This is a genomic window from Streptomyces sannanensis (assembly GCF_039536205.1).
In the GTDB taxonomy this organism is placed as follows: domain Bacteria; phylum Actinomycetota; class Actinomycetes; order Streptomycetales; family Streptomycetaceae; genus Streptomyces; species Streptomyces sannanensis.
The window spans coordinates 3,742,884-3,759,601 of record NZ_BAAAYL010000001.1 but is presented as its reverse complement, the minus strand read 5'-3'; the positions used below and the strand labels follow the sequence as shown (position 1 = coordinate 3,759,601).

General features: G+C 69.2%; 10 protein-coding genes, 1 tRNA gene and 3 pseudogenes. 2 read left to right on the top strand and 12 right to left on the bottom strand.

Annotation, left to right across the window (positions count from 1 at the left end; genetic code table 11):
* Window position 1: 1 nt before the first annotated feature.
* From ABD858_RS17745 to ABD858_RS17715, 7 genes and pseudogenes are all read right to left on the bottom strand, one after another.
* Window positions 2-148 carry a hypothetical protein gene (locus ABD858_RS17745; protein ID WP_345038597.1) on the bottom strand — a complete coding sequence of 49 codons (147 nt, stop codon included), beginning with the start codon at window positions 146-148 and terminating at the stop codon, window positions 2-4.
* Window positions 130-1,368 (bottom strand): hypothetical protein, encoded by a 1,239-nt coding sequence (locus ABD858_RS17740; RefSeq protein WP_345038595.1) that lies wholly within the window; start codon window positions 1,366-1,368, stop codon window positions 130-132. The genes ABD858_RS17745 and ABD858_RS17740 overlap by 19 nt, the downstream gene beginning before the upstream one ends.
* Before the next feature lie 35 nt (window positions 1,369-1,403).
* A complete protein-coding gene (locus ABD858_RS17735; protein WP_345038593.1) occupies window positions 1,404-1,913 on the bottom strand; it encodes a SigE family RNA polymerase sigma factor in 510 nt (169 codons plus the stop codon).
* A gap of 81 nt (window positions 1,914-1,994) precedes the next feature.
* On the bottom strand, window positions 1,995-5,012 hold the full coding sequence (locus ABD858_RS17730) for an AfsR/SARP family transcriptional regulator (protein WP_345038590.1): 3,018 nt from the start codon (window positions 5,010-5,012) through the stop codon (window positions 1,995-1,997).
* 234 nt (window positions 5,013-5,246) lie between these two features.
* Window positions 5,247-6,545, bottom strand: coding sequence for a globin domain-containing protein (locus tag ABD858_RS17725; RefSeq protein ID WP_345038588.1), 1,299 nt, complete (start codon window positions 6,543-6,545; stop codon window positions 5,247-5,249).
* A 331-nt stretch (window positions 6,546-6,876) separates the two neighbouring features.
* Window positions 6,877-7,269 (bottom strand): annotated as a pseudogene (locus tag ABD858_RS17720) (Uma2 family endonuclease); the annotation flags it as partial.
* Between the two features lie 357 nt (window positions 7,270-7,626).
* A complete protein-coding gene (locus ABD858_RS17715; RefSeq protein WP_345038586.1) occupies window positions 7,627-8,088 on the bottom strand; it encodes an SCO4225 family membrane protein in 462 nt (153 codons plus the stop codon).
* Window positions 8,089-8,248: 160 nt separating this feature from the next.
* Between ABD858_RS17715 and ABD858_RS17710 the strand changes: the two are divergent.
* Window positions 8,249-8,857 (top strand): annotated as a pseudogene (locus ABD858_RS17710) (tyrosine-type recombinase/integrase); the annotation flags it as partial.
* A gap of 48 nt (window positions 8,858-8,905) precedes the next feature.
* On the opposite strand, the gene ABD858_RS17705 reads toward ABD858_RS17710, so the two are convergent.
* From ABD858_RS17705 to ABD858_RS17685, 5 genes and pseudogenes are all read right to left on the bottom strand, one after another.
* Window positions 8,906-8,979, bottom strand: a tRNA-Thr gene (locus tag ABD858_RS17705).
* 242 nt (window positions 8,980-9,221) lie between these two features.
* On the bottom strand, window positions 9,222-10,769 hold the full coding sequence (locus ABD858_RS17700) for an alpha/beta hydrolase (protein WP_345038583.1): 1,548 nt from the start codon (window positions 10,767-10,769) through the stop codon (window positions 9,222-9,224).
* A 772-nt stretch (window positions 10,770-11,541) separates the two neighbouring features.
* Window positions 11,542-12,933: an IS1380 family transposase gene (locus ABD858_RS17695; protein ID WP_345038581.1), complete on the bottom strand. Its 1,392-nt coding sequence runs from the start codon at window positions 12,931-12,933 to the stop codon at window positions 11,542-11,544.
* A 411-nt stretch (window positions 12,934-13,344) separates the two neighbouring features.
* Window positions 13,345-13,698, bottom strand: a complete 354-nt coding sequence (locus ABD858_RS17690; RefSeq protein WP_345038579.1) for a transposase — start codon at window positions 13,696-13,698, stop codon at window positions 13,345-13,347.
* 157 nt (window positions 13,699-13,855) lie between these two features.
* Window positions 13,856-14,442 (bottom strand): annotated as a pseudogene (locus ABD858_RS17685) (transposase); the annotation flags it as partial.
* 400 nt (window positions 14,443-14,842) lie between these two features.
* On the opposite strand from ABD858_RS17685, the gene ABD858_RS17675 reads away from it, so the two are divergent.
* Entirely contained in the window at window positions 14,843-16,390 is a 1,548-nt protein-coding gene (locus ABD858_RS17675; RefSeq protein WP_345038577.1) for an amidase domain-containing protein, read from the top strand.
* The last annotated feature ends 328 nt before the right edge of the window (window positions 16,391-16,718 follow it).

Here is a 16,718-nt window from a genome sequence, read left to right as displayed (position 1 = left end):
CCTACTTCAGCGTGCGCCACTTCTCGTCGAGCGCGATCGCCTTGAGCTGCTCGACGGTGAGCGCGGGCTCGGCGCGGGCCGGGCGGCGGTGCCGAGCCGGGCCCGGATACAGGGCACGGCTCCGCTCGCCTACTTCAGCGTGCGCCACTTCTCGTCGAGCGCGATCGCCTTGAGCTGCTCGACGGTGAGCGCGGGCTCGGCGCGGGTGGCACGCGTGATCTGGGCGCCCGAGTTGTAGGCGGTGACGAGGACACGGAATCCGTCCGGTCGCATGGTGTCGGCCGACCACGACACGACCCCTTCGCCGCCCTTCTCGCCCGGCCTCTTCGCCGTCTTGACCTTGGTGCCGTCGGGCAGGGTCGTGGCACCGGTACCGAAGAGGTCGTCCTCCACCTTCGACGCGTCCCACTGCACAGTGACGCCGACGAACGACGCGCCCTTGCCGTCGTCCACGACCAGATACGTGGAACCGTCGCCGCCCCGGCCGATCTCCTCCAGCCCCTCGGGCAGCAATGAGGCGAGGGCTTCCTCGACCGCGGCGCGGCTCGGTCCCTCGTCGACCGGAGCTGCCTCATCGGGTGCCGGCAGGTCGGCGAGCGCGGGGTGCCACTCCTTCGCCGTGACCACGGCCTTCAGCTGGGCCAGGCTCAGCGGCGGGTCGGTCCGGGTGACCGTGGCGCCCTTCTCGGCGGGTGCGTTCCACTCGCTCGCGTTCACCAGGTAGCCCTGCGGGGTGACCAGGACGGCACGCCAGGCCTTGGTGTCCTCGCGGCGGTCCGGATACTCCCACCCGCGCATGAGCATCAGCCGGGAGCCGTCGGCCAGCCTCTCGCTCGTGCACGACTCGTACGGCACATGATTCCTGTCGGGGCACGCGGTCTGCTGCTCGGCCTCGCGGCCGTGCGGGTCGACCCGGGACAGGCTGATCCCGATCGCCCCCGCGCCCTTGCCGTCCTCGAAGACGCCGGACGCCATCGGGCCGTGCATGTCGCCGGTGCCACGCGCCTCGGTACGGCTGAACTTGCCCTCGGGGAGCAGATCCTTCAGGGTCTTGATCATCTGCTCGGCGGAGACCTTCCCGGTCCCCATCGGCTTTCCCTCGGGGGCGGCCGCGCCCGAGCCGGTCGCCGGGGCGGCCACGGAGATCTCGCTCCGCCCACCCGTCCCGCCGAGCAGTCCTCCCCCGTACGCCCCGGCCGTTCCCACCACCGCCAGCGCGAGCACGCTGCCGGTCATGGCGGCCATGTTGCGGCGGAACCGCCTGCGGCGGCCCTGAGTGAGGCCGCCCTCCACCAGGGCTTGCCGGTCCGTGGTGAAACTGTCGCCGGTCCGGCGGAGCACCTCGCCGAACTCGTCTTCAAAAGGCATGGTGAAACCACCCGTTCTCGGTCAGTGGAAAGAAGTCAGCGCGCCGCGAACTCGGCCAGGCTGCCGCCCAGCCGTTCCCGGAGCTTGGCGAGCGCCCGCACCGATCTGGTGCGTACGGCGGCGGAGCTGGTGTTCATCGCGGCGGCGGTCTCGTCGATGCTGCGGTCCTCCCAGTACCGCAGCACCAGCACCGCCCGGTCCTTGGGAGCCAGTTCGCGCAGTGCCTGGAGCAGCGCCAGCCGCAGTGCCGGGTCGCCGTCGCCGTCGGCCGCCGCGTCGGGCAGTGCGCCGAGCGGCTGTTCGGCGGCGGAACGGCGTCGCCGGTGCGTGAGGAAGGTCCGTACAAGCACGGTCTGCGCGTAACCGGCCGGGTTGTCGATGCGGGACAGCCGGCCCCACTTCACATACATCCGACCGAGCGTTTCCTGCACCAGATCCTCGGCGAGATGCACATCGCCGCTGGTCAGCAAGCAGGCCGAGCGAAACAGATGACCGGCGCGGCCCGCCGCGAACTCTCTGAAGTCGTCCTTGCGGGACTGTTTCATGCCCTCCCCGATCCTCGCCCTTCACCTCACTGATGCGGTGAGCGGCAAGGAATGTTTCAACCGGAATCGTGTCCGGTTGTGTCACTCGGAGTCGAGAAGACCCTTCAGTTCGGCGACCGCCTTCTCATCCGTGCCGTTCAAGGCGGCGAGGCCCAGCCGCCACTGCTGGCGCGCCGCCTGCCGGTCGCCCCGGGCACGGAGGACGTGCCCGTACTCGCCGCGGGTGAGCCCCTCGGCGTAGCCGTCGCAGCGCTGCGCGCAGCGCTCCAGCAGCACCAGGCACTGGACCTCCGCCTCCCTCGCGCGCCCCAGCCGGCGCAGGGCGCGGGCGAGGCCGATGCGCGCCTGGGCCTCTCCGGGCCAGTCGCCGTCCTTGCCGGCGTCCAGGCTTGCCTCGAAGTGCCGTACGGCCGCGTACGGTTCACCGAGTTCGATGTGGGCGTAGCCGATGTTGGTGAGCGCGGTGCGCCGCAGCTGGACGCTGCCCAGCCGTTCGCCGACAGCGAGGCTGCGGGCGTGGTACTCGATGGCCTGCCGGGGGTCCTGATGCTCCATCAGATTGCCGAGGTGGCTGAGGACGATCGCCTCGCCCCGCTCGTCACCGAGCCGCCGCGCATACTCGAGGCTCTGTTCCAAGGCCTCCGCGGCCGCCTCGTACCGTCCGAGGCTCTCCAGCAGCATCCCGCGGTTGCCGAGGCAGCGCTGGACGCGTCCGCCCTCGCCGAGCCGCCGCCACAGCGCCAGCGCCTCGTCGTTCAGGGCCAGCGCGGTGTCCCACCGTCCGCACAGGAAGTACGCCCCGGCGAGGTCGGCCAGCGCGTATGCCTCCGCCCTGGGGTCGCGGGACGCCCGCGCCGCATCCAGGGCCTGCTGGTTGAGGCACCGCAGCTCCGGGAAGCGGCCACGGTTCTGGAACAGCGGAAAGCAGGAGCGTACGAGCAGCAGCACCGTGGGCGAGGAGCGCGCGTACTTCTCGGTGAGCGTGGCCAGGTTCGCCAGCTCCCGGTCGCCCCACGCGAACGCCCGTTCCGTGGAGGCGAACGGCGCCGCGTCACCGATCGGCGGCGGCAGCCGCTTCTCCCCGTCCCCGTTGTTGCGCACGACGGCCAGGCTCGCCTGCCGCACGGCCTCGGCGTACCAGCGCAGGGCGCGTTCGGTGGCGGCGGCGCGTACGGGATACGCGTCGTGGCGCACGGCGAGCTCACGGGCGAAGTGCCGCACCAGATCGTGCGGCGCGAACCGGCCGTACGCGACCTCCTCCAGCAGCGCCACATCGGCCAGCCGGTCCAGCGCCGCCGAGGCACGGCGCTCGTCGGTGTCCATCAGCCGGGCGACCACCGGCGCCTCGTACTCCGCGAGGTCCAGCGTGCCGAGGCGGCGCAGCGCGAGCGCGGCATCCGGGTCCAGCGCGTCGTGCGCGACGGCCAGCGAGCGGCGCACACTCAGATCGTCGTACTCCAGATGGTCGAGCCGGCCGTCCTCCGCGTCCAGCAGCCCGGCCATGGTGCCGGCGGTCAGCGCGTGCCGGGCGGCGAGGCGGGCCGCGACGACGCGCAGCGCGAGCGGCAGCCGCCCGCACAGTTCGGCGATCCGGTCCGCGTGCTGATGCAGATCGCGCCCGGCGACGGAGCGCAGCAGCTCACCGCTCTCCGCCGCCGACAGCGGCGCCAGCGGGAACCGGTCCGCGCCGTCGAGCGCGGTCAGCGGGGATCTGCTGGTGACGATCACCGCACAGCCGGACGCGGCCGGCAGCAGGGGCCGCACCTGCGCGGCGGACGCGGCGTCGTCCAGCACCAGGAGGACGCGGCTGGCGACGAGCGTCGAGCGCAGCATCGCAGCGGCGGCGTCGGGCTCGTCGGGGATCCGGCATGTGTCGACACCGAGATCGCACAGCATCGCGGCGAGCGCCTGGGCGGGCGCGAGCGGGGTCATGCCGGGTGTGTGGCCGTGCAGGTTGAAGTAGAGCTGTCCGTCCGGGAACTCCCCGCCGATCGCATGCGCGATGTGCGCCGCGAGCGCGCTCTTGCCGACGCCGGCCATGCCGCTGATGACGGCGACGCTGGGGCGACCGGTGCTCTCCACGGCGGCCGGCGGCTTCGAGGCCGGGCTGGTGAGGGCTGCGCGGATGGCCCGTACGGTGGCCTCCCGTCCGGTGAAGTGGGCGGGCGCGGGCGGCAGTTGGGCGGGCCGGGGCGGGGAGTACACCGTCTCGCCGGGTTCAGCGGCGGACTCGGGGCACCCCGGGGACACCGGAGACCCCCCGCCGCCTGGCTGCCCGGCAGAGCCCACAGCCCCTGCCGCCATACCACCCCCCGTACGACCGTCGTCACCAGCGGCGCCGCCGGGTCCCGCGGGCCGTGGCACGGGCGGGGTCCGGAGCACCTCCTGGTACGCCTCCTGCACGGCCGAACCCGGGTCGACACCCAGCTCCTTCACCAGCCTCAGACGCAGCGACTGGAAGGCGGCCAGCGCCTCGGCCTGCCGCCCCGACCGGTGCAGGGCCAGCATCAACTGCCGGTGGAAGGCCTCGCGCAGCGGGAACTCCGCGATCAGCGCGGCCAGTTCGGGACCGAGCGCCGCATACCTGCCGAGCTGCAGCTCCGCGTCGTACCGCCACTCCAGTGCCAGCAGCCGCGCCTCGTCCAGCCGCTGTACGAGCGCGAGGTCGACCGCCTCGGCCGGCAGGCCGCTCATCGGCGCGCCCCGCCAGAGTTCGAGCGCGGTCCGAGTGTCGGCAGCGACGCCCTGCCAGTCGCCCGCGGAGTGCGCCACCCGGGCGGACCGTACCGATGCGTCGAAGACCTCGATGTCCAGCTCGCCCTGCTCCACCCGCAGCAGGTATCCGGATGGCACGGCACGCAGCCGGTCGTCCTCGGCGAGTATGCGGCGCAGCCGGGTGACGTGGTTGTGGAGGGACGCGTGAGCGGAGCGCGGCGGCTCGTCGCCCCACATCGCATCCTTCAGGTCGGCGACGGGTACGACCCGGTTGGGACGCAGCAGCAAAGTGGCGAGCAGGGCGCGAACCTTGGGGCTGGTCAGGGGCTGGGGGCTGCCCGCCCCGTTCAGCACGACAGGCGGACCGATCAGGCCGAATCGCATCCGCACCCTCCAAACGGAATGACCGTTGGCCACATATTAGCGATCTGTTGGTGAGGCCTGATTTGATCATTTCAACGGGATCCGGAGGAGACGGCGCTCGGCGTGGTTCAGCCACACTCGGGGGAGTGTTGCCGCCTTCACCGGATCCGGGGGGACAGAGAGAGCCCCGGTTCCAGCGAAGTGACTGACCGGGGCTCTCGTCCGTTTCCGCAGCCGGGAGCTGCTGGTGCGGGCCTACGCCCCTTCCCGCAGCATCCCGGTCGAGGCCGTCCGGCCCGCCGGTGCCGTCCGTGCCGCCGTGGCTCTGCTGAAGGAGTCGTGACGGATGCGCTCGACCGGCACACCCGCACCGACGAGACCGGCCACCGTGGCGCGCGCCATCTCGGGCGGACCGCTGACGAAGGCGAGATGACCGGACCAGTCTCCGTGGCGGGAAACCGCCTCGGCGACCGGACTGTACCCGTCCGTGCCCCGGCCCTCACCGATCACCGGCACCACCCGCAGCCAGGGACAGCGACGCTCCAGTTCATGGAGATATGCGACGTCGTACAGCTCGGGGAGCGCTGTGGCCTCGAGGAACAGATGCACCTCGCGCTCCGCTTCCTCGCCCTGCCACGCCTCCACCTCTTGGAGCAGCGCCTTCATCGGGGCCCATCCGGTGCCGGACGCCACGAGCAGCAGATCGCCCGCCGGACGGTCGTCCAGCGTCATCGTCCCGTGCGCGGCGCCGATCCTGAGGACATCGCCCGGGCGGGTGTGGCGCACCAGCGCATCGCTCACGCCGCCGGCTCCGGCGAGCCGGACATGGAACTCCAGAACGCCGTCCGGGCGGGGAGCGCGGGCGAGGTGGTAGGGACGCCAGGCACGCGGAAGCAGCGGGGATTCCAGCGCCGCGTACTGTCCGGCCCGGTAGGGGAAGGGCTCATGGGTCTGTACGCGGAGAACGGCCAGACCGGGCGCCCGGAGCTGATGCTCAGTCACTGTGGCCTGCCAGGCGACAGGTTCGGTCAGTGCCGAATCGGCGCCCTCGGTCATGGCTCCGACCGCGAAACGCAGCGCGCGCAGCCACGCCTGCCCCAGGGCGTCCGTCCAGCCGCGGCCCGCGCGACGGCGAAGCGCCTCGATCAGGGCCTCCTCGAACGCCTCGTACTGCGCAGGTCGCACCCCGAGCTTGCGGTGGTCACGGCCGAGCTGGGTGAACACCGCGGACACCTCGTCCGGACGGTGCAGGTTCTCGATCAGGAAGCGGAAGATCCGCTCCAGATGCGTCCGCTGGAACTCCATCGACTCGGGGAACAACGACCGCAGATACGGATGCCGCTCGAACAGCACCTCGTACAGGTGGAGGATCAGATCGTCGAAGGGCGTCACCAGACCGAGACACCGCATGATGAGCTGCTGGTCTGCGATGCCGTTGTACGGCGCGGCAACCGGGCCGCGATCATCCTCCACCGACTGCGGCGAGAGGAGGTTGCGGCGCAGACGCATCGCGTCATGCCGGGCGAGCAGGGCGTGGTACGTGTCGCGCGGCATGCGCGGAGCTCCTGTTCAGACGTGAGGGTGGGTGTGTTCGGATCGCGGTACGCCGGAGTTCCCACCCGTCCGGTAAGGGGGGGTGCGCGTCAGTATGGCACTACGCCGACAAGCCCGAACGGCCCTATTCCCAGGGCCGTTCGGCCCTATCCGTCCGGCCCCCGCGCGGTGTGTGCTTGAGCCCGCGGCCCGGTGCGTCCGCGGGCAGGCCTGGCGGGCCGGCCGGCGTGGATGACGGTGAGAAGAACGCGGGGCCCGCAGCCGGAAGAACTCCAACTCCTCAGAGTCGAACCGGGCCTTGAATCAAATGCGGCGGCGCCCTGGCATGAGGTCAGATCCGGCCAAGGTCGACCTCCAGCGGGAAGGGCGCCGAAACCTTGACGACACCGGCGAACACGTCCCCGTTCCGGTAGGTCCTGGTCGCAGGGTCGAGAACGTAGGTGTACACCAGGGGCACGCCGGTCGCGGCCTGCTCGACCCGCCAGTAGAAGGCAATGCCGGACTTGGCTTACTGATCCGTCTTCACAATCCGATCGGTAGTCTCCGATCCCGGTGAGACAACCTCCACGACCAGCAGCACATGCTCCGGACGAGTGGGCGTGATGTCGATCGTGTCCGCGCGATACACAACGACATCCGGACGGCGATTGGTGAGCGGGACGTCCTGAAGCCGGACGTCGCAGTCGGTATCGGCGTTCCAGTCCGGCCCCGCAGCGGCCTCCAGGGGACGAAGCCGCCAGCTTCCAACGGCTGACTTCACTCGGGACATGCGGGCGAGACGTCGGGCATGTTGCGCAACATACCCGGGCGCGCGGCAGCAACGACATGAGCTTGGGAATCTATGGCGCGGAACACGTCCGCATGACCCCTGACCTGTGGAAACCGGCACTGCCGGGCACCTTTCGTGGCGCCTCCCTGATCTGGTTCTGACCGCTGTTGACCATGCTTAAAGGCACGGTTGGGGCACGGCCTTGGCCGGGGTGCCCGGAAGGTGCGCGAGTCGCACAGAGCACCTGGGAGTTGGCGCCCTCGGTGCGCCGCTGACACCACGGGCTCGGCTGACAAGATCCGAAAGAGCGGCCTAGGCTCCGGCGAGCCCGGCGGAGCCGAGGCGTCGCCGGACGAGGAAGCGTACGAAGGCCCAGATCGCGGCGGCGTTGACCAGGGCGCCGATCAGGATTGCGGCGTGGAAGCCGAGCCCCGCCCACATCTCCGGCTCCGCGGCCGTGGTGGTGTCCGGGGTCCAGTCGGCCGGCAGTGGGGCGGTCTCGGAGGGAAACTCCGACGGCAGCGGGGTGGGCGGCTGCGACCCGTAGTGGGGTACCACTTCGGGGGCAGGGCCCGCCGCGACCGCGTCCTTCGCCGGGCCGAAGAGGCCGAGGAGCAGGAGGCTGACCGGCGCAGTGGCCAGCATCGGCCAGATCCCGGCGAAGCCGATGTCCCCAGTCCGGCTGCCCAAGGCCACCCAGAGCTGCATCGCCAGCACCAGGGCCAGGTAACCGCCGGGCACCCACATCTCAACCTTCGACCAGCGCCGTTCCATTGCGTTCCCCGTTCTCGTTCCCGTTCCCGTTCGTTCTGGGATCAGTCTCAAAGAGCGCGGTTCACGCCGCCTGAGTACACCTACTCATCCCTGTCCTCTCTCCGTACCTGGTCAGAGCCGTGCACGCGCGCCGGTGAGACCGAGGGCCACGAAGGGGCGCAAGACGCATCGGAACTACAAGCGAGGCTGCCCGAAGCCCTGCCCCAAGACGTGCGCCAGGCACGCGAGCGCCTGCCCGCAGCGCAAGGAGGGCGGACTCACCTTCACCCGGCCCAAGACCAAGAAGAGCCGGAACGCCGTCCCGATCCCGCCCGTCTTCATCCCGTTCCTGCGCGACCACAAGGCACAGCAGGAGGAGATGCGAGCCGCCGCCGAGGAGCTGTGGGAGGAACACCAGGTGGTGTTCTCACGGCCGGACGAGCGTCCGCTCGACCCACGGCAGGACTACGAGGAGTTCAAGCAGCTACTCGTCGAGGCCGGGATCAACGACCGCCACCTGTACGACGGGAGCCGCCACACGGCCGGCACGATCCTGAACGAGCTGGGCGTCGACATGCCCACGATCATGGAGATCCTTCGGCACACCCAGATCAGCCAGACCCGGCGGTACGTGAAGGGCAGATCACACCTGTCGAAGGACGCGATGCGGCGCATGGGTGAGTTCTTCGTGCCCGCTCCCCCGGCGCCCGATCCGGGCCCCACTGAGACCAGAACTGAGACCCCCGACACCCGCGCGGCCCGTGCCCGCCGCCGTCGCCGCATCCACTGAACGACAAAACCCCAGGTCGGACTAACTTCCGACCTGGGGTTTCAGGTGAGCCGCCTTCGGGATTCGAACCCGAGACCTACGCATTACGAGTGCGTTGCTCTGGCCAACTGAGCTAAGGCGGCACCGCCCTGATCAGCGATGTCGCGATCAGCAGCGTCGCCAAGTCTACACAGTTTCCGGCGGTGCTCCGTACACACTTCCGCGGCCCCGGGACGCCGGCTCGGTCACACAGCCGCGCCCGCTCCGGTGTCGCAGGAAAAGTGGCCGGCCACGGTGATCGCGCCGATGCCGGACGGGGCGGTCAGGTGGTGCGTCGACTTGTCCCCGGGCCGGAGCAGGCCTCGCGGCCGACGATGCGCGCCGTTCACCGGCAGGTCTTGCCGTTCGCCGGAACCGTGCCTTCCAGGAGGTAGGCGTTGACCGCCGTGTCGATGCAGTCGCTGCCGCGGCCGTACGCCGTGTGGCCGTCGCCGTCGTAGGTGAGGAGGGAGCCGGAGGAGAGCTGCGCGGCGAGGGACCGGGCCCACTTGTAGGGCGTGGCAGGGTCGCGGACGGTGCCGATGACGAGGATCGGGGCCGCGCCCGGGGCGGTGATGCGGTGGGGGGAGCCGGTGGCGGAGGCGGGCCAGTAGGCGCAGTTCAGGGCGGCCCAGGCGAAGCCCCGGCCGAAGACCGGGGACGCCTTCTCGAACTCGGGGAGGGCCTCGGTGACGGAGTCGGGACCGGTGAAGGCCGGGGGCAGGTCGAGGCAGTTCACGGCGGCGTTGGCGTACATGAGATTGCTGTACGAGCCGCTGCTCTCGCGCTCGTAGTACGAGTCGGCAAGCGCGAGCAGGCCCGCGCCGTCGCCCTCCATGGCGCGGGTGAGGGACGCGCGCAGTTCGGGCCAGGCCCCCTCGTCGTACATCGCGGCGATCACGCCGGTGGTGCCGAGGGACTCGCCGAGGGGGCGGGCGGTCTCGCCGCTGGGGACGGGGTCGGCGTCGAGGGTGGTGAAGAAGCTCTTCATCCGGGTGGAGGCTTCGGCGGCGGTGCCGGTGCCGAGGGGGCAGTCGGGCCGCTTGACGCAGTCCGCGGCGAAGGACTGGAAAGCGGTTTCGAATCCGGCGGTCTGGTCGCGGTTCATGGCGAGGGCCGGGAGGGAGGGGTCGATGGCGCCGTCGAGGACGAGGCGGCCGACGCGGGCCGGGAAGAGTTCCGCGTAGGTCGCGCCGAGGAAGGTGCCGTAGGAGGCGCCGACGTAGTTGAGCTTCCGGTCGCCGAGCAGGGCGCGCAGGATGTCCATGTCGCGGGCGGTCTCGACGGTGGAGACATGCGGGAGGACCGTGCCGGAGCGCTTCTCGCAGCCGGCCGCGAAGGAGCGGAAGGCGGCGGACAGCCGCTCGTTCTCGGCGTCGTCGTCCGGAGTCTGGTCGACCTGCGTGTACGCGTCCATCTCCTTGCCGTCGAGGCAGGTGACGGGCTCGCTGCGGGCGACCCCGCGCGGGTCGACGGCCACCATGTCGTAGCGGGCGCGGACGGGGGCGGGGTAGCCGATGGCCGCGTAACCCTGGAGGTAGCCGACGGCCGAGCCGCCGGGGCCGCCGGGGTTGACCAGGAGCGAGCCGAGGCGTTTGCCGGGGTCGGTGGCCTTCCTGCGGGTCACGGCGAGCTTGATCTCGCCCGCGTCCGGCTTGGCGTAGTCCAGGGGCGCCTTCATGGTGGTGCACTGGAAGCCCTCCACCCCGCAGTCGCGCCAGCTCAGCTTCTGCTGGTAGTACCGGCCGAGGGCGGCCGGCGCCGACGCCGGGGCCGGGGAGGAGGCGGAGGGCGTGCGGGACGGCGTGGAGCCGCTCGCGTCGCAGCCGGAGAGCAGCAGGGTCGCCGTCGTGAGCGCGGTGGCCGTGGTGCGGAGCAGACGCCTGGTATTCATCCTGGGAGCGTAACCGCGTGACGGCGGACCGTGCCCGCCACTCTGAGCAATGTTGCGCTGGCTGCATCAGTGAGGGAGTCGCGTAGCCCTTGGATAGTAGCGCTTGAGATGGCGCCCTGCGCGGAATGGTCCCTCGAAGAGGTGACTCGAACTCCATCTTGGCCTGCACGGCTCTCCAGATTGGTGTACTCGCTGCACCGGTGATGCGGCTACGGCATCACGTGGTGGCTGGTGTGGTCGACCACAGGTCACGGAGGGTTACAGATGGCGCAGGGAAGTTCGGGCAGCGTGATCAGCCCACCAGGAGTCGCCAGGCTGCACGTCGTCGAGGGAATCTCCTTGCTGCGGCCTCAGGCTGCGATCTTCGAGAAAACGCTCCACGCCTTCGGGGACCACCAACGAGCACGCCATCTCTCAGCCGGCACGATCAAGGACCGCGCTCGGGTTGCCCGCCAAGTTCAAGCATTCTCTGGCGGATATCCATGGGAGCCAGTCTGGAATATGACCATGTTCGATCGATGGTCGGCGATGCTTGCAGGGCAGGTCGCCACGTCAACCCTTCGGGGGTATCAAGGAGGCTTGGCGCTCTACTTGCGCTATCTAAGCCTCAATCCGCCGAGGTGGTTCGAGAGTGATCTTCTGATCGATTTCTGCGTTCACTTTGGGCTGGTGGCTGGGTGTGGGCAGGTGGTATCTGCTGGTCTACCCAGCTTTTCCACGGGTTCGGTTCCGGTTGGGCCCTGGCGAGCGGGGCGGGCAGGGACTGTTCGAGTCAGCCGGGTGGGCCGTGAACGGTGTCGAAGAGGTGTGTCCAGGCTTGCCGCCAGGGCCAGTTGTGGGGCAGGTGCAGGGTGATGCGTCGTGCGGAGCGGGCGATGCGGGCCGGAACCTGGACCAGGTGGGCCCGGAGGGTGGCGGTGGTGGCCTTGGCGTGGAAGGCGGAGGTCAGTGCGCCGGTGGCCCTCAGCAGGTTGTAGGTCATCGCCCACAGGGTGAGCCAGGCCGCGTTGGCGTGGAAGTGTCCGGACGGCAGGTGGGCCAGGGCCCCGGCCTTGCTGTCCGCGATGACCTGCTCGACCACGGCGTGGTGGCGGTGTTCCCGCTCGGCCTGGAGTGTCGGGGCGGGCTGGTCGGTGAAGAAGGGGTGGTAGCGCCAGACGGGAAACAGCTCGCCCTGCTCGCCCACGACAGCGGCTTTGGCCAGGTCACGGACCCGGCGGACGATCAGCCGGGCAGTGACCCGGTCTGATTTCTTCCGGCTGGCGAACGCGGTGTATTGGGGTATCTCGGCGACTTCGGCGTCCGAGATGAGTTCACCGGTCTCGGGATCGGGCACCGCGGTCGGGTAACTGATCTGCCGCCAGGCATCGTGGGGAATGCTGTGGACGGCCCGCTTGATGGAGGGGTTCATCCCGGTGGTGACCGAGAAGTGGGCGCCGGCCCGGCGGCAGGCGGCGATGACCCCAGTGTTGTAGAACTGCGAGTCGGCGCGCAGGATCCGGGTACCGGTGCAGCCGGCCTCCCGGGCGGTGGCCAGGGCCTCACTCACGAATTTCGGGGCGCCCCGGGAGTCTGCCGCTTTGCCGCGTCGCATCCGCACCGTCGCGATCACCGGCCTCGACTGGGGGGTGCAGATCGTGGCGAGGAGCGGGTGCAGGGTGCGGATGCCTTTGAAGCGGCCGTACTCGGCGCCCTGTTTCGCCCGGCCGTAGACCCGCTTGTGCGTGGAGTCGACATCGATGAACGCCATCGCGTCCGAGCCCGGCAGCAGTGGGGTGTGCGTGGCCAGTTCCGCGAGGAACCCGCGGTGGACAGCGTGAAGTTGAAGAGCATGTCCGTGGGTGAACGCACGCAGGAACGCGCCCAGCGTGGACGGGGCGCGGATACCGCCGAACATCGCAGGCATCGCCCCGTGGCGCAACATCGCGAGGTCGTCGATGCTGTCCGCGCCCGCGGCCATGCCGCCCACGATGCTGGTGACCTTGGCGTCCGCCGCCGCACCCGCCCCGTTCTTCGCCCCGGTCAGCTTCACCTTCTCTGTCACCATTCGCGGCAGACCGCACCGCTCGGCCAGCCGCATCACCGGGACCAGCCCGGCCTGCGCGATCAGATTCCGGTCATCGAACGCAGCGGAGACCGTCGCTGGCGTATGGGAAACTTGCATCTCGGAAGTGCCTTGCTGATCGTGCCTGGTGGAGCCTCAAGAACTCCCATCATCGCAGGTCACAAGGCACTTCCTCGTATTCCTAGGCGTTATCCACAGGCAACGATCGGTGGATCAAGGCCGTTCCCAGCGTCAGCAAGGCCCGAAATGGCGCATGGCTGGCCTTGGTTGGGGCAGTTCACTGGAAGATGCTCGCGGACCTACTCGGCGCCGCGGACGGCACCGCGCACGCCTGGCACAAAATCAACGGTGGGGACCGCGCCAGTTACGTAGCCAGCCGACTCAGAGCTGCTCAAGGACCGGGAGGTCCCGAATAAGGTGAAATCTCCCACTAGTCAACGGATACTTACACCCACACGCAGACGGCGCGAGTTTCCAAGTCCCGGCGATTAGGCCAGGGCTGATGCGTTCTCAGGCTTCAAGATCGAGTAGTTGGAGTGCGTGGTCGGTTCGTGACCGGTAGTGGTCGGTCGCGGCGGCGGTGTTCGTCCAGCCGGCCTGGCGGATAAGGCCGATGGCGATGTTGCGGAGGGTTGCCATCGCCCGGGGTGCGGTGCCTGTGCGGACGCGGGAGGCGTCCTCGGCGAAGGTCACGTCTCTCACGTGGTGCAGGGCCTCGACCTGCCAGTGTCCACGGATCAGTTCAGCGATCCGGTCCGGGGTGGCCTGCTCGGGAGCGAGGCTGGTGACCGCGTAGACCGTCTTGATGGTCGTCTTGTTCGTCGTGCGGCTGGTGCGGCGGCGCTTGACCTCGATGGCCTGCATGGCGTGCGGGAAGAGGAGACCGGGCTGGACGGTGCAGACCTTGAGCCGGCGGATCTAGCGTCGGCCGTGGCCCTGTGCGCGGGCGCGGTGTTGCAGGGGCACGTCGCGCCAGGGCAGCCGTCGCCGCGTGAGAACGTACGCGCCCTGCTGCGAGGCCGCCCTCCTCGGTGATCCCGGTGGCGATCACCACAGCCCGGGACACGATCTCGTGCTCGACCCTCGCCTTGCAGTAGGTCGCGTCCAGATAGACGTACGGGAACCGGACGTGATCCAGGGGCCGGCCACGGAACGTGGTCAGCTGGCCGTCCAGGTCCTGGCAGATCCGCGAGACCTCACTCTTGGATATCCCGGTGTGTCCGCGCCGAGGGCCTTGACCAGGTCGTCGACCGACCGGGTGGACACGCCGTGGACCTAGGCTTCCATGATCACGGCGTACAGGGCCTGGTCGATGCGGCGGCGCCGTTCCAGCAGTGCGGGGAAGAAGCTCCCCGACCGCAGCTTGGGAATCGCAAGGTCCAGGTCGCCGGCCTGGGCGCTGAGCGTCTTGTCACGGTGGCCGTTGCGAAGCGCGGTGCGCGTCTCGGTGTGCTCGTTCCACTCCGCTCCGATCCGGGCCGTGGCCTCGGCCTCGATCAGCTCCTGCAGCATCCGCTCGGCCACACCCCGAACGAGTTCCAGCCCGTCCGCCGAACGTAGTGACTCCAGCAACCGGAGTAGGTCATGCTGAGACAGGGCCCCCTGCACCTCCCGCGCTGAACTGCCCGTTCACTAGGGAGAGTTGGACGGTGGCCCGCCCTCTGGCAGGGAGCGGAAGCCACGTCAGCACGCGCCCCCGGCGCACTCCCTCACCATGATCGGCTACACCACGACAAGGGACGCCATCGGATCCGGGCCCAGGTGCCGTCCCGCTGCCAGCGCCGGAGTGTAGACCCGGTCCCACGGCCCATAGCGATCCGGCACGTCACGCCACGGAGCACCGGTCCGAGCCCACTGCCCGTTCGTCAGATCTCCACGTCCCACAGGACGTGATCATGAATGAACAGGATCTACTTTCGCGACAGACCTAGGTGGATCTACCCTTCGGTAACTAGTTGATCAGCGTGCCGCCGCCTGCGGGCCGCGGTACTGAGGTAAGGACGTAGTAGTGCGCGGTAGTACCGGAAGATCGATTTTCGCGTTAATACGTAACGTGGCGGCCCTGACACTGGTCGCCCTGGTCGCCTTGGTCGGGCTGCAAGCGCCGGCGTACGCAGCGGGTGTTCCGGACCGGGTGGCGACCCGGCTGGACCTGGCGACGTACGTCGTGAACTACATGAAGGGCATGCCCAGCACAGAGGACACGAACCAGTTCAGGTGGGACGCCGAGAGCCCCGCGGAGGTCGCTGAGATCATCCGCGCGATGCGGATCGCCAACCAGGGTGAGGCTTCGACGCGGGGTGAGGCCGAAGCCATCCTGCAGCGGTACGGCTACAACCTCGACTGGATCGAGGACAGTGCCTCCGAACGGAACTACCTGGTCGTCCGGGAGAGCGTGCCGTGCCAGCGATGCTGGGGCATGTACATCCTGCGCTACGACACGTCGTCGGCGCACGTCAACCTGGCCGTCGAGGTGCCCCACCCGTTCCATGACGAGAACACGCCGGAGCTGGGGATCAAAATCTTCCGGGATGTCGACGCGAAGATGTTCGCGATGGCCGGCACGCACCGGTACAACAGCACCCAGACGCGGCCGGAGTACGAGAACAGCCGGGTGTCGGACATGGCGCGCAGTTATGAGAGCCTCTTCCACAAGGTGCACACGAACTTCACGACGTCGGCGCCCAACGCCACCCATGTCGTGCAGCTGCACGGATTCGAGAAGCGGGCCGACTATCCGGACGTGGTGCTCAGTAACGGCACCCCGGAGCCTGGCATGCGACTCGCCTCGTTCTCGAAGGCGCTGAACGCGAAAGGGGTGAAGGCCGGAGTGTTCGACGGCGTCCACTACGCAGACCTCGGGGCGACCATAAATCCGCAGGGCAAGCACACCAACGGCAAGGGCGGCTTCTTCTACCACATGGAAATGACGCCTGGCGTCAGGTACAGCTCGTCCCAGCACACCGCCGTCATCAACGCCCTCAAAGACGCGATGTTTACCGGTCGCCCGGGAGAGGTCGCCGACATCCCCTACGCGCCGGGATACGACCCGGACGCCGCGGCGGCCTACGCGGTCAAATACGCCAAGACCGCAAATCCGGCCTACAAGGACTTCACGAACCTGGGCGGCGACTGCACCAACTTCGTCAGCCAGGCCCTGCTGGCCGGCGGTTGGAAAATGAGCGCGCCGCTGGTGGTCACCAGCCTCACGTCACGGGAACCGCAGTTCTGGTACAACCGCGTCGGTGAGACGTCGTGGACATGGTCCGGTGCGAACAACTGGGCGCAGTTCGCGAAGGACAGCGGCCGGGTCGAGAAGGTGCGCTACCTCAGCGACGTCGGCATCGGAGACGTCGTCCAGTTCGCCAACCCGGCGGACCGTAACAAGGACCACACCATGATCGTCACCGGGCTGTCCGAACAAGGTCCACTGATGAGCTTCCACACCAACAACACGCTGGACGAGCCCCTGTGGGACATCGTCAACCGTCATCGGGATTTGGCCTTCTACGCCTGGCGTGTCGTCAACACCACGGCCACGCCGCCCCTGAACTGATCCCATCCGCGGGGTCTGGGTTGCGACCCAAGCCCCGCGGACTCCCACCACACCGGACAGCCAGGCTTGCCGCCCTCGATGCTCACACCGCGTTGCGGTAGTTCATCGAGTCCATGCCGGACCTCATCCGAAGTTCGTTCACGATCGATGCCGGAACCTCGCTGGAGCCGACAGGGAGGTATCGAACAAGTCGGCCTGGCCTCGCAGCAGGGCGCGTGCGTTGTCACGCGGCGAGATGAGCAACTCGTGGGCGGGCGTTCCCTGATGGCCTGATTGTCCGTGGCTGGAGACGGTGAACGCGACCCCTGATGATCAAGGTTCTCGAAGC

Bases quoted from the DNA above. Each gene is read 5' to 3' on its own strand.
- ABD858_RS17740 (WP_345038595.1), bottom strand. From the start codon at position 1,368: ATGCCTTTTGAAGACGAGTTCGGCGAGGTGCTCCGCCGGACCGGCGAC.
- ABD858_RS17735 (WP_345038593.1), bottom strand. From the start codon at position 1,913: ATGAAACAGTCCCGCAAGGACGACTTCAGAGAGTTCGCGGCGGGCCGC.
- ABD858_RS17730 (WP_345038590.1), bottom strand. From the start codon at position 5,012: ATGCGATTCGGCCTGATCGGTCCGCCTGTCGTGCTGAACGGGGCGGGC.
- ABD858_RS17725 (WP_345038588.1), bottom strand. From the start codon at position 6,545: ATGCCGCGCGACACGTACCACGCCCTGCTCGCCCGGCATGACGCGATG.
- ABD858_RS17715 (WP_345038586.1), bottom strand. From the start codon at position 8,088: ATGGAACGGCGCTGGTCGAAGGTTGAGATGTGGGTGCCCGGCGGTTAC.
- ABD858_RS17700 (WP_345038583.1), bottom strand. From the start codon at position 10,769: ATGAATACCAGGCGTCTGCTCCGCACCACGGCCACCGCGCTCACGACG.
- ABD858_RS17695 (WP_345038581.1), bottom strand. From the start codon at position 12,933: ATGCAAGTTTCCCATACGCCAGCGACGGTCTCCGCTGCGTTCGATGAC.
- ABD858_RS17690 (WP_345038579.1), bottom strand. From the start codon at position 13,698: ATGCAGGCCATCGAGGTCAAGCGCCGCCGCACCAGCCGCACGACGAAC.